We start from the raw sequence: 13,768 nt of genomic DNA, 5'->3' as shown, positions 1-13,768 counted from the left end.
TTTTGTGTAATTCACATTTTTCTTATATATTTAATCCTGCTGCAAACCCTTCAAAATTTGCATTCATAATGTTCGATGGACTGATACAGTCCCCAATTGCTATGGTATCTTTACAAATTCCGTAAAATGCTTCTACAAGCTTTTTCTGTGCCGAAAGTCCGGTAGAAAGAATCAGGTTGTCATAGGAAATACTCTTCTCTTCTCCCTTTTCATCCTTATAAACAACAACATCCTCTTCGATTCTGCTGCAACCGCATTTTAACAAGCTGTGAAGATTCTCATACTGCAAAAACTTCTGACGTAATGCTTCCCGGTATAAAGAGTTGGCATTTGCTGCCAGTGTATCGGTCAGTTCCAGAATGGAAACATTCTTTCCCTGCTCGGCAAGCTCTAATCCTATCTCGCATCCAATACTTCCTCCACCGAGGATTACTATCTCCTGTCCTAGCTGTTCCGGATGCATAATCGCTTTTGTTGCAAGCTGTACCTTGGGATTATCAATTCCCGGAATCGGAAGAATCCTCTCTACGGCACCAAGGGCAACTATCAATGAATCCGGCTGAAGCTCTTTTATAGACTCCGGTGTTGCTTCTGTGTTCAGACGAACCTCTATCTTTCTTTTTGCCATCTGAGTCCGATAGTAATTTAACAGCCGCTTAATTTCTTCCTTGTGTGCTTCCTTTTCAATGAAACGAAGCATGCCGCCCAGTTCACTTTCCTTTTCCAGTAATGTAACCTGATGTCCCCGGTCATATGCTGTCATGGCAGCTTTCATGCCTGCCGGTCCTCCGCCAACGATTACCACATGCTTTTTCTCTTTTGCTTCCGGCAAATCCAGTCCCGATGGAACAAATTCCTCATTATGATATCTTGGATTTACGGAGCAGCCTACATTCCAGTGGTCTGTGGAAATGTGATAACAGTTGGAGCATCTGAGACACGGAACAATGTCTTCCGGATGCCCCTCCAGTGCTTTCTTCGGCCAGTTCGGGTCTGCCAGAAGTGTTCTTCCAAATGCCACCATATCCACGTAACCCTTTGCAATAATTTCATCTGCCATTTCCGGCGTCATAACGGCGCTGACCACAGAAACCGGAATCTTAAGCTCCTGCTTTGCAATTTTTGCCCATTTGAGATTCGGCATTTCTTCTTCCAGATTGGTTGTGATGCAATGCACATTTGCTTCAAACACTTTATCAATTCCAGATGAAATCTGAACGGTATCCACATACTGCTCTGCCTGCTTCAGGAAGTACATCACATCCTCAAAGCTTATGGAATCTTCAATCCATTCATAAGCACTGACACGCATATCAATCGGATAATCTTTTCCAACTGCTTTCCGGACGGTTTCTAATATCCGAAGTGGAAAACGGCTGCGGTTTTCGATGCTTCCGCCGTAGGAATCTGTCCGGTGATTGTAATGTGGGGAAAGAAACTGTGCTGGAAGCCAGCCATGTCCGAAGTGAAGAAAAATGGAATCGAAACCAATTTTTCTTGCACTTGCTGCGGTCTCGGCATACCACTGCAACGTTTCTTCCATCAACGCTTCATCCATTTCCTTTACTTCCACTCCATCCGGGCGGATAAATCCAGACGGTCCTTTCGCATAATCCACCGTTCTTGCATCCTGTCCGGCATGAAAGATTTCGATAGAAGCTTTCGCTCCGCCTTTGTGAATCTTCAGCACTTTCTTTCTGGTGTCTTCTCTTTCATACTTGGCAAATGGATACGGTTCTTCCGGACTTGCAAAACTGGAACGTCCCGGTTCTACTATTGCATGTCCCGCAATTACAAGTGCTGCACCGCCCAATGCTTTTTCTTCAAAATCATCACCTGTCGGTGTTGCCACAATTCTATTTTTTAATATCATTCCATTAATAGAAATTGGCTGAAATAAATGATTATACACGTTCTTCTCCTTTCTGCTGTATTTTATTTACCTTCATCTTAAGGCACTTAAACCGCAGAAACAAGCCACTGAAAACAACTGGAAAATATTTTTCACAATCTGTATTTTTTCATCATTTATTTATGAAATTTATTATCTTTTTATAATTTTGGGCTTCACTTTTTGCTTTACAGGAAAGTAATTTCCTGTAAAGCAAAAAGCACGTTAACCAATCTGGTTAACGTGCTGCTTTGTCTTGTGATTTTCTGTCCTCTACATTACCCGGAACACTGCGACACCAAATGGCGGCAATGGATAGGAAATGGAATACGCTTTGCCATCGCATTCCGACTTCACTGCCTTGTAGCTTGCCGGTCTGCTCTTATCTGCTTCTGTACCGCCGAAACGGACTTCATTGCTGTTTAACAGCAGATGGTAAGTACCTTTCTTTGGTACACCTACACGGTAATCATCTCTGGCTACCGGTGTCATGTTGCAGACAAAGAGAAGAGAGTTCTTGCCATTCTTGCTCTTGCGGACGAAGCTGTAGATGCTTCGGTCTGCATCATTTGCATTAATCCATTCAAATCCGTTCCAGTCACTGTCCTGCTCATACATTGCCGGATATTTCCGGTAAATATGAAGCAGTTCACGGAAGTATTCATTTAACTGTCTGTGACGTGGTTCTTCCATAAGATACCAGTCTAATTCACGCTCTTCGCTCCACTCACGAAGCTGTCCGAAATCCTGTCCCATAAAGAGGAGCTTCTTGCCCGGATGTCCCATCATAAAGGAGTATGCACTCTTTAAATTGCGGAACTTGTCTTCCTCATCACCCGGCATCTTCTCCCACATGGATTTCTTCAGATGCACCACTTCATCATGAGACAGCACCAGAATGTATTTTTCAGAGTTGTTATAACTCATGGCGAAAGTCATCTTGTGATGATTATTTTTACGGAAATATGGGTCTAAGGACATATAATCTAAGAAATCATGCATCCATCCCATATTCCATTTGTATGTGAAATTCAATCCACCCTTGTCTGCCGGTCCGGTTACCATCGGCCATGCAGTAGATTCCTCTGCAATCATGACAGTACCATGATTTCTTCCGGTGATTAAGGTATTGATATGGCGGAAGAATTCGATGGCTTCTAAGTTCTTGTTCTCGCCATATTTATTGGCAATCCACTGTCCGTCCTTCTTGCCATAGTCAAGATATAACATGGATGCCACCGCATCTACACGGAGTCCATCAATGTGATAATGTTCAATCCACATTAAGGCACTTCCAATTAAGAAGTTCTTTACTTCTGATTTTCCATAATTGAAAATCTTGGTTCCCCACTCCGGATGCTCGCCCATCCGCGGGTCGGCATATTCATATAACGGGCAGCCATCAAAGTCAGCCAGTCCGTGGGCATCCTTCGGGAAATGTGCCGGTACCCAGTCTAAGATAACGCCGATGCCATGCTTATGCAGGTAGTTTACCAGATAAGCAAAATCCTCCGGCGTTCCATACCGTGAAGTCGGTGCATAGTAGCCGGTTACCTGATAACCCCAGGAACCATCGTATGGGTATTCGGAAATTCCCATTAATTCTACATGGGAATATCCCATGCCTTTAACATACTTCGTCAGTGCCTCTGCCATTTCACGATAGGAATAATATCCATCATCCTCTCTTCCCGGATGGCGCATCCAGGAACCCAGATGTACCTCGTAAATCGCCATTGGCTCTGCATACACATCTTCTGTCTGTTTCCGTTTGTCCATCCACTTATCGTCAGTCCATTTGAAATGCTCAATGTCTGCAATACGGGATGCTGTTCCAGGACGTACCTCTGCATAGTTGGCATATGGATCTGCTTTATACAATTTCCGGCCATCTGGTGTGATAATCAGATATTTGTATAAGTCTCCCAGCTCTGCCTTTGGAATAAATGCTTCAAAAATTCCTATTCCCGCCGGTTCTAACCGCCGCATCGGATTTGCTGTCTCATTCCAGTCATTAAAAGTTCCAATGACATAGACTTCTGCAGCATGTGGTGCCCAGACATCGAAAAGAATCCCCTTTTTCTTCCTTATCTCTGCCGGATGAGCTCCCAGTTTCTTGTAAATATCATAGTGTGTTGCCTGGCCAAATAAATACATGTCCAGTTCTGTGAAGTTCCCCATTTATACTACACCTCGTTTCTTTCTTTCCTATTCTTCGAAATCCTTTTCATGGAGAATGACATAATCATCATCCTTGTATTTCTTTGAAAAAAATACTTTCTTAATGCTGAATTTCTCGGAATTGGCAATTGCTTCGTCCACGATTTCTTTCACCTCGGTCAGCGTGGTCGCTCTGTCTAAGCGTTGAATGTTACTAATTCTGTTGTATAGAGCAAGAACCGCCATCTCATCTATTTCATAGGTCAGTTCGTGGGCATACGATTTTGCAAAGGATACCAGCTCGTCACTGGTAAATATCGGAAGCGTAATCTTCTCGGTAAATCGTCTGGCAAAGGACTCATCTCTTCCCATTGCTTTGGTGATTCCCTCTCTTGTATCTTCTGCGATTACAAGAATTCCGGTATCATCTGCTTCTAATGCCAGTGATAATTTCACGGCTGTTTCCCGGCTGATTCCTCCGATTTTTTCTATAATAAGACATCCACCGGCAACTTTCTTTAAAAGCTCCGGGATATTTTTCTGATTTAATGAAACGGCATCTATCTTTCCGACACGCTTGCCCGGCTTTCCGATTTCATTCTGGATTGCCTTCACCAGTGCGGTGGCAAGTACGGTCTTACCGCTTCCTCTTGCTCCCTGAATCAGGATGTTGCCACCTTTGATTCCCTTTTCTAAATGTTCAATGGATCCTTCCATTGCCTGACAAATCTGCGGCTCCATTCCGGATACCGGAACAAAATAAGTAAAGATAGCTTTCTGTTCCTTGGAAAGATGGGTAATCGGTTTTCTCTCTCCGATGTTATCCTCATCTAAATCCGGCTCTGCAATCTCCGGAAGTTTCTCCTCCGGCATTGCATCCTCTGTCTCAGCTTCCGGTTCTAACTGTATCTTCGGTAAGACTTCTTCTGATTCTGTTGCTGCCACTTCTTCTGCTATATCGTCCGGCAGTGCAATCTCTGGGAGTTCTTCTTCCGGCGAAAGTTCTGTCATTTCTTCTGTGCCAGCCGGCTCTTCTTCATCGGCAACTGCAATACCTTCTCCTTCCGGAATTTCCATCGCATCTGCTGCACCTGCAGCCGGCTCTCCGTTCTGTCCCGATACACCGGCCGCTAAGAATTCATCGATTTTCGCATTTGCCTGGCTGATAGAATCAATCTGCTGCTGCAAAATATCATTCATATTGGCAACAAGTTGTCCGGCTTCTTCCTCCGGCAGCTTGCCTAAGTATTCTTTTTCTAATAATTCTTTGGAGGTAAGTCCTGCATCCAGCTGTGGAATTACATCTGCAAGACGCTCCATGATATCTCCGGCTTCTGCTAATGCCTTTGCCTTGGCAGATTCTAACTTCTGCTGCTCCGCTTCCTGTAATGCTTTCTCTGCGGCACGCTTGGTCTTCTCCCACTCCTCTAAAATATCCTGTATGCTCATCTGTCCGGTAATCTGTGCTTCTAATGCACTCTTCTCCGGAACTACCATACGCATCTGACCATCATAATCTTCGCCTAACATCTCCTGGAAATTAATTTTCAGGGAGCCATCGATTTCTTCATCGGTTGGGATATCCGCAAAACGCTCTTTCTGTGCTTCTTCATCCTGTGGGAGCTGTAAATAAGGAATCTCTTCTACAATTTTCTTGATGCCCTGCATGGTATCTGCCACTTCTTCTTTCTCTGTGGCATTCATAATCTGCTGCATGCTGCGGGCTAATTCTTCCTGCAGGTTTACCGTATTAAATTTCTCTGCATTGGTGGTTACCGGTTTAATCTGTACCGGCTCCTTGATAATCTCACCGGATTCCAGATAATCCTCCGGCCGCACTTCCACGATTCCGTCCTTCCGCTGTTTAAACTGGCGGTACTTGTCCTCCTGTGCCCGATTTAATGGCTGATAAAGCATCTTTAATTCCAGTGCTTTCTCTACATATGGACCATCGCCAAACCAGAGAATCAGTTCATCACAGGCATTGATACATTCTTCGCTGCGTCCTGCCTGATGATATAAATATGCCAGTTCAAATGCCCATTTCTCGGTATATTCCTGTTCCTTTAATTCTTCGAGAATCTGAATTAAGACATCCAGACCTGCACCCTTTGCTTTATTCATCTCATAGCGGAGAATATATTTCAAATTATCATGGGGTGCAATCTCTACAAACTCATCATAATATTCCTGTGCTTCATCAAATTCCTTCGTTTTGATGGCAATCTCTGCCAGCTTATAGATAATCATTCGTCCGATCGGAGAACGGTCATATGCCATCAGGAGAATCTCTTTTGCTTCATCATAACGACCAATCTGTGCATAAATATCTCCGGCTTTCATCAGTGCGTTGACATTACGGACCTTTCGCCAGTTGATACTGTCAGCAATTTCAGCAGCTTCTGTATACTGCTTCTTCGCCATCAGATTTTTTATTTCATCTAGTTTTAATTTGTATTCATATTTATCCAAAATATGTCACCTCAATATCTATTTCAAGTAAACTTAAATTCATCTTTTTTCGTCAGGGTATACTGACCCCAATTATTGTTTTAAGTGTACCATAAGGGGTGCCTTCTGTCAAAAATAATCGAACCGGCACGACGGACTTTTTCATGTTTAACAAAGAATGTGCCTTGGCACATTCTCGCACCTGCGGCGGTCGCTTGCGACATCTACCTTATACGCCGCAGTGCGCATCCTCGCGGAGCGTTTTTTACTTTACAGGAAAACAATTTCCTGTAAAGTAAAAAATCCGAAGAATCATAACATTTTATCTGCTATCATTCTCCGGATTACTTATTTCTTTACCAGAATTTACTTTTTCTCTTTTTTCTTTAAGGATGGAATATGAAGTTCCTTTTTCTCAGAGGCTTCCTCTACCGGCTCCTTCAAAAGTACGATTTCATTGGTCTTTTCATCGACTTTTTCCAGGCGGATATATTCGTCCGTATCCTCCGGCAGCTTTCGCTTCCGCAGACAGTAATCCACGGTCTTATCAATAATATAATAGATGACTGCGAAGGTCGGAACACCAAGAATCATTCCACCGATTCCAAAGAGTCCGCCGCCTACCATGATGGCAAATACCACCCAGAAGGAATTCAGTCCGGTGGAATCTCCTAAAATCTTCGGTCCGATAATATTTCCATCTACCTGCTGCAAAATAAATATAAATATCAGGAAATAGATTCCCTTAATCGGATCTGCCAGTGCGATGATAATAACGCTCGGTATTGCTCCGATAAAAGGGCCAAAAAACGGAATAATGTTGGTCAATCCCACGAATACGGAAACCAGCAGGGTATATGGCATCTTCATAATCAGAAGACAGATATAACATAATACACCGATAATGGCGGAATCCAATAATTTACCGGAAATAAATCCACCGAATATTTCATTACTCTTCCGGAATGTGTCAATAATTACATTGCCCCGCACCGGTTTGAAAATGGCATATACAATCTTTTTGGACTGACCGATAAATTTCTCCTTCGTCATCAGCACATAAACGGATACGATAAGTCCGATGACTGCATTCATCAGCACCTTAACCATATTGATTACACCACTGGTAATAGATGTAATGTAGGTCTGGATGTTTGGCAGGAAAGACTCCTTTACCCAGTTTTCAAGGTACGTTACCATATCCATCATGTTCGTTTCTAAGGACTGTATGATTTCATTATCTGAATTTGTCAGTCCATTGAACCAGTCAATAAATGAATCCACCTGCTTTGGCAGGGAATTTACCATTCCGGAAATACTGCTGATTAACTGCGGAATCATCATGGCAAATAACAGGATTACAATTAATACAAAGACAACTACGGCTCCACCGGTTGCGATACTCCTTGCAATCTTCCTGCACTTCTTCTCTTTCTGCACTCTTGGTTCTAAGAAATGCAGCAAATGCTTTTCAAAGGATTTCATAATCGGATTGATAAGGTATGCAATCACAAGTCCGAAGGTAATCGGCTGCAATACCTTCATTATAGTGTCCCAGCCCTTTGAGACACCATTGTACCGGTATATCATAAAGAAAAACATTGTGCAGCAGCAGAACAGTACAAATATCAGCACTGCAAGACTGATGTACCAGCGCATCCCATGTTCTGTTTTCCCGCTCCTTTTCTTATCTTCTTCCATTCCGTTCTCCTTCTTTTTCCGGATATTATTTCCGGTTATAGTTAATGAGGCATCCTTTACGGATAATCTCTCTCTCTTCGTCTGTAAGGTCACCCAAGGTTAATGAGAACTCAGCTAACTGTCCGTCTTTTACAGCATATGCTTTTACTTCCGGAGCTTTTTCTTCTACTGCTTTGCGGATTTCCGGTACAAAGAGATAGTCTCCGTTGGCAAATGGCAGTTCTCCTTCTTTGATAATAAATGGAAGCATACCCCAGTTAATCAGGTTGGAACGATAACGCTTGGTTGCATATTCGTTGGCAATGTTTGCCCAGCCGCCTAATACTTTCTGGCAGGATGCTGCCTGCTCACGGGCAGAACCGTCGCCTGGTTTTACTGCAAAAATGGTACTTCCGATTCCGGTATTCTCTTCATTGATATCCGGGAACTGTGTACGGATTGCATCTACAGCTGCCTTTAATTCCGGCAGCACTGCGTATGGTTCTTCGCCTGCTTCTCTTGCTGCTTCTGCCTTCTGTACTTCTTTGGCACGTCCAACGTATGCAGGGTCTTTTCTGGAAAGTGTGAACTCTGCCAGTCCCAGCGGATTAGAACGATAAGAAGATGTCTCTCCGGAAGGAATCAGCTCATCGGTTGTAGTTACCGGATCATGAATCTCGGATACTACTTTTAAGATGAGGTTATCGGTTAATGCTACCATCTTCGGCCAGTCTTTAATGTTTGGTCCCATCTGGATTTCTACGGATGGATCTGCTACACCATGGCTGTCAAAGACACGGTTCTCATATATGGTCTTATCAAAGAAATATTTTGGCTTGCTGAAGTTTACATCCACATCAGTTGCTGCGGTTAAATATCCCTTGTTTGCTGCGGTTGCTGCAATAGAACGGGCATCCATCAATGCTACGGATGCAATCTGGCCGTTCTGTACCTTGGAGCCTTCACGGTTCGGGAAGTTTCTGGTAGAATGCCGGATGGAGAATGCATTGTTAGCAGGTGTATCTCCTGCTCCGAAACATGGTCCGCAGAATGCAGTCTTAACGATTGCTCCTGTCTCCATTAATTTTGCTACAGCTCCGTTTTTCACCAGTTCCATGTAAATCGGGGTACTTGCCGGATATACGCTTAAGGTAAATTCATCCGGTCCGATGCTGCTTCCCGCTAAGATGTCTGCTGCATCACAGATATTTTCAAATCCACCACCGGCACAGCCTGCGATGATTCCCTGATCTACATATAGTTTTCCATTGCGGACTTTATCCTTAAGATTTAAATCTACTGCTCCATTGAAGCTTACCTGTGCTTTCTTCTCGCAGTCATCCAAGATGTCCATAAGGTTTGCATTCAGTTCTTCAATGGTATAGGTATTGCTTGGGTGGAATGGCATTGCAATCATTGGACGAATGGTGCTTAAGTCAATTTCAATCATGCCATCATAGTAAGCAACCTGTCCCGGATTTAATTCTTTGTATTCTTCTACTCTTCCGTGAATGTCATAGAATTCTTTCACTTTCTCATCGGTTGCCCAGATAGAGGAAAGACAGGTAGTCTCTGTGGTCATTACGTCTACGCCGATACGGTAATCTACGCTTAAGTTTGCAACACCAGGTCCTACGAATTCCATTACTTTATTCTTTACATAGCCATTGGCAAATACTTCACCGATGATTGCCAGTGCGATATCCTGCGGTCCAACGCCTTTTACCGGTTCTCCGGTTAAATATACGGCTACAACGCCCGGCATATTGATATCATAAGTCTGCTCTAAAAGCTGTTTTACAAGCTCCGGTCCACCTTCACCCATTGCCATGGTTCCCAGTGCTCCGTAACGGGTATGGGAATCAGAACCAAGAATCATTTTTCCGCCGCCTGCAAGCATTTCACGGGCAAACTGGTGAATAACTGCCTGATGAGGTGGTACATAGATTCCGCCGTATTTCTTTGCACAGGTCAGTCCAAACATGTGGTCATCTTCGTTGATGGTTCCACCGACTGCACAAAGGCTGTTATGACAGTTGGTCAGTACATAAGGAATTGGAAACTTTTCCAGTCCGGATGCTCTGGCTGTCTGGATAATTCCAACATATGTAATGTCATGGGAAGTCAGCTTATCAAATTTGATTTTCAGCTTCTCCATGCTGCCAGATGTGTTGTGGTCCTTTAAAATACCGTATGCAATGGTATTTTTTGCTGCTTCTTCTTTGCTTACCGCAGTGCCTGTCATGGATTCAATAGCTGCGGATGCTTCGCTATTGTCTTCTACTACGGTACATCCGTTTACGAGATATGCCCCTGTCTCATGTAACTTCATGAATGTTTCCTCCTGTTTTCTGAACTGATTACTATTTTATACCTCTTCCTATATAGGAAGAAATCGGCGGGGAAAAAGCCACCGCCGATACTCTTTTTCTAATTCGTTATTATAAAGAAACGTCTGTTAAAAATCAACCCTTTTCAAGGATTCCCCACGGTTTGCAAGGATCCTTATTATGCCAGTGGAAAGGTAATGGTAACAGAGAATAAATCACCGTCCAGAGTTACTTCAAAGGTTCCGCCCATAATCGTGGTAAGATTCTGGGCAATGGAAAGTCCCAGTCCGCTTCCTTCCGTGGTTCTGGATTCGTCTCCTCTTGCGAAACGCTCCGTCAGCTCTGCCGCACTTCCATGCAGTGGCTGCTCGGAAATATTTTTAATAGAGAAGATTACCTTCTGCTCCGATGTCTCCATGGTCACATAGACTCTGGTATGTGCCATGGCATATTTTGCCACATTGTTATAAAGGTTCTCTACCACACGCCAGATTCGTCTGCCGTCTGCCATAATGACAACGGATTCCTTCGGCAGCTTTGTAATCGTGGTCAAATCCTTGGCTTCGAATTTCTCATTAAATTCACCTGCAGTCTGGTAAATCAGTTCCACAAAATTAATTCTTGTCATCTGAAGTGTAATATTTCCGGAGCTGATTCGCGATGCCTCTACCAGATCTTCTGTAAGCTGCCTTAACCGCTGGGATTTTTCTTCCAGTACATTCAGATAATTCTGCATCCGCTCACTTTCCGGCTTCTCCATTTTCATAAGGTTTACATAATTCAAAATAGAAGTCAGCGGTGTCTTGATATCATGGGATACATTGGTGATTAAGTCTGCCTTCATACGCTCGTTTTTGGTATTCTCTTCCACCACAAGATGCAGGCTGTCTCCAATGCTGTTTACTGCCTCTGCCAGCTTTCTGCTGTCGCTGTGCAGATGTTCCAGCGGAGTCTTATAAGACAAATCTCCTTCGGTAATCTGCCGGATGCCTTTCATGATTTCCTGTTTCTGTACCACATCCCTTAAATACATTATCCCGATAATGATAATCTGCAGTGCCAGAAGAATTCCACCTAACAAATGTCTTCTTGTAAAGAACTGATACGCCAAAAACAAAAATAACAACGCATTAAATACAAAGGTAACAATAACACGCACCGATGCTTTCCATGTTCCAAGTACTCGCAAAGTGCTGACATATACCCAGTTGGTAAAGCTGTATTCCCAGAACACGCCGGCTTTCATCCGCCGGATAACACTGGTATAGAAAATCTGGAACACGCCGTCATAGATAAAGGAAATCACTCCTACTACCACAAGCATTCCCGGAATATCCCACTCATAGGATGCCGCAGAAAAGCTTAAAACCAATATCAGCACAGAAAATACAATAAATATCAAAAAGAAAAATTCCGTCTTAATATGGTCAATCCAGTTTAAATGAATCTTATCATCCTTATTATTGCGTCCTGCTGCAAGGGTAAGATAAACCAGTGTTACAATCCAGCCTAAAAGGCTTACCACAATGGTAACAATAGAAATCATACCCCACGGATGCAGGGTCATAAATTCTGATTTTGCTTTTGTAAAGCCATCTTCATTTGGAAATGTGGTATCTACCGCTACCAGAAAGACTGCATTATTTCCAATGCCGGACATGGTTCCGTCGATGTATTTGTAATAATAATCTTCCATTCCTTTTACATTGCTGCGGAATTTCAAATCCTTATCATTACAGTAGAGATAGCTCCCTTTTCTTTTCCGTAATCCAAAAGGTTATGTGCTTTGTCTCCGAATACATAAGAGGTAATATCTTCTTCCGTATCCTCTAACATATTTGTGTAGATAACCTGCTCATTTTCAATAAAGACATAAGATAAATTCGTCTCAGAATCATCAAATTCATTCAGTGCTTTCCGGTAGGCAGTTTCTTCCTGGCCGATACGATCCAAGGTCTTTGCCAGTGCCTGATACAGCTCCTGGCCTTCCTCTTCCGTAAGCCTGCCCTCCTGTATGCCCTGGGCAATGGAAATACCGCTCTGTGGCAGATATTTTTCCTCGATTTTATCGGAATACTGTACATAGCCTTCCTTCGACCATGCCACCAGATCACTTAAGGTATAATTTTCAAACTGTGCCTTGTCATTTTCCCCGTCATATTCTTCTGCGTTGGAGATACTGCTGTCATCATACATCCAGTATGCCGAGGCACCATTCCGCACCAGTGTCATGGTATAGCTTTCTTCTGCGTCGTTACGGATAATGCCGCTTCTTGCGTATTTGATAACATTGACCGGTTTCTCCGAATCGTATTCCCCGTTGGTCTCAAAATTTTTCCGGGTCATTAAGAAATTAGTCAGTTCCGTTACCTTCTGCTCATAGACATAGCTGTAGTAACTGGAATCCACATAGCTCTGATTCGTCAGATTATCCATGTCTATCATGTGCTTTCCGTTTAATGCCGCTACCATAAAGACGGACATCAGCAGCAGGACAGAAAACAGTAACTGCAGGAGAATAATGGTATTTTTCCACGCATTTCCATAATGTCTGTTCTTCATATTTGTTTTCCTTCGTTAATTCTTCTCAACTTTATATCCAACGCCCCAGACTACTTTTAAGTATCTTGGCTCCTTCGGATTAATTTCAATCTTTTCACGGATATGACGGATATGAACAGCAACGGTGTTATCTGCACCAATTGCATCTTCATTCCAGATATTTTCATAAATTTGTTCAATAGAAAATACTTTACCCTGATTCTTTACCAGAAGCAGAAGAATATTATATTCAATCGGAGTAAGCTTCACTAATTCACCATCCACGGTGACTTCTTTCAAATCATCATTAATCATAAGACCGCCAACCTGATATACCGTCTCATTGCTTTCGCTGACATTGCCAAGCTGGGTATAACGACGAAGCTGGGATTTTACTCTTGCTACCAGCTCCAGCGGGTTAAATGGCTTGGTCACATAATCATCTGCACCAATGTTAAGTCCCAAGATTTTATCGGAATCCTCGGATTTTGCTGATAAAATAATAATTGGAATGCTGCTTTCTTCCCGAATCTTTAAAGTTGCCCGGATACCATCCAGTTTCGGCATCATGACATCAATAATCAGAAGATGCACCTCATTTTTCTTCCTAAAATGAAATTTTAAATTCCACTGCCCTACAGGGCGGTAGAATTTAGTCCTGCACAGTAGATATTTACTCTTTCATACATCAGTGTTATTGTAAAAGTTCCTTCTG

Annotated in this window: 7 protein-coding genes and 1 pseudogene; all 8 read right to left on the bottom strand. The window is 43.0% G+C overall.

Translation table 11 applies throughout. The features are described 5' to 3' along the window. Positions 1–22 precede the first annotated feature (22 nt). Positions 23–1,912: an oxidoreductase gene (locus DW059_RS10775; protein ID WP_199534337.1), complete on the bottom strand. Its 1,890-nt coding sequence runs from the start codon at positions 1,910–1,912 to the stop codon at positions 23–25. A gap of 252 nt (positions 1,913–2,164) precedes the next feature. Beyond that, a complete protein-coding gene (gene glgB / locus DW059_RS10770) occupies positions 2,165–4,072 on the bottom strand; it encodes a 1,4-alpha-glucan branching protein GlgB (RefSeq protein WP_117698780.1) in 1,908 nt (635 codons plus the stop codon). Between the two features lie 27 nt (positions 4,073–4,099). Continuing rightward, on the bottom strand, positions 4,100–6,523 hold the full coding sequence (locus tag DW059_RS10765) for a tetratricopeptide repeat protein (protein WP_117698779.1): 2,424 nt from the start codon (positions 6,521–6,523) through the stop codon (positions 4,100–4,102). Between the two features lie 345 nt (positions 6,524–6,868). Beyond that, positions 6,869–8,203: an AI-2E family transporter gene (locus tag DW059_RS10760; protein ID WP_117698778.1), complete on the bottom strand. Its 1,335-nt coding sequence runs from the start codon at positions 8,201–8,203 to the stop codon at positions 6,869–6,871. Between the two features lie 25 nt (positions 8,204–8,228). After that, positions 8,229–10,514, bottom strand: a complete 2,286-nt coding sequence (locus DW059_RS10755; RefSeq protein WP_117698777.1) for a hydratase — start codon at positions 10,512–10,514, stop codon at positions 8,229–8,231. 176 nt (positions 10,515–10,690) lie between these two features. Then, positions 10,691–12,208 (bottom strand): sensor histidine kinase, encoded by a 1,518-nt coding sequence (locus DW059_RS10750; RefSeq protein WP_147326045.1) that lies wholly within the window; start codon positions 12,206–12,208, stop codon positions 10,691–10,693. Between the two features lie 23 nt (positions 12,209–12,231). Beyond that, positions 12,232–13,074 carry a hypothetical protein gene (locus tag DW059_RS10745; RefSeq protein WP_117698775.1) on the bottom strand — a complete coding sequence of 281 codons (843 nt, stop codon included), beginning with the start codon at positions 13,072–13,074 and terminating at the stop codon, positions 12,232–12,234. 15 nt (positions 13,075–13,089) lie between these two features. Further along, positions 13,090–13,659 (bottom strand): annotated as a pseudogene (locus DW059_RS10740) (response regulator transcription factor); the annotation flags it as partial. Positions 13,660–13,768 lie beyond the last annotated feature (109 nt).

Source organism: Roseburia sp. AF42-8 (genome assembly GCF_003435965.1).
GTDB classification, from domain to species: Bacteria; Bacillota; Clostridia; order Lachnospirales; family Lachnospiraceae; genus Roseburia_C; species Roseburia_C amylophila.
Note: the sequence above shows the minus strand (reverse complement) of the source record. Positions and strands in the feature narration are given on the sequence as shown.

Excerpts from the sequence above, each read along its gene's own strand:
- DW059_RS10745 (WP_117698775.1), bottom strand. The coding sequence starts at position 13,074 with ATGAAGAACAGACATTATGGAAATGCGTGGAAAAATACCATTATTCTC.
- DW059_RS10760 (WP_117698778.1), bottom strand. The coding sequence starts at position 8,203 with ATGGAAGAAGATAAGAAAAGGAGCGGGAAAACAGAACATGGGATGCGC.
- glgB (WP_117698780.1), bottom strand. The coding sequence starts at position 4,072 with ATGGGGAACTTCACAGAACTGGACATGTATTTATTTGGCCAGGCAACA.
- DW059_RS10750 (WP_147326045.1), bottom strand. The coding sequence starts at position 12,208 with ATGGAAGATTATTATTACAAATACATCGACGGAACCATGTCCGGCATT.
- DW059_RS10755 (WP_117698777.1), bottom strand. The coding sequence starts at position 10,514 with ATGAAGTTACATGAGACAGGGGCATATCTCGTAAACGGATGTACCGTA.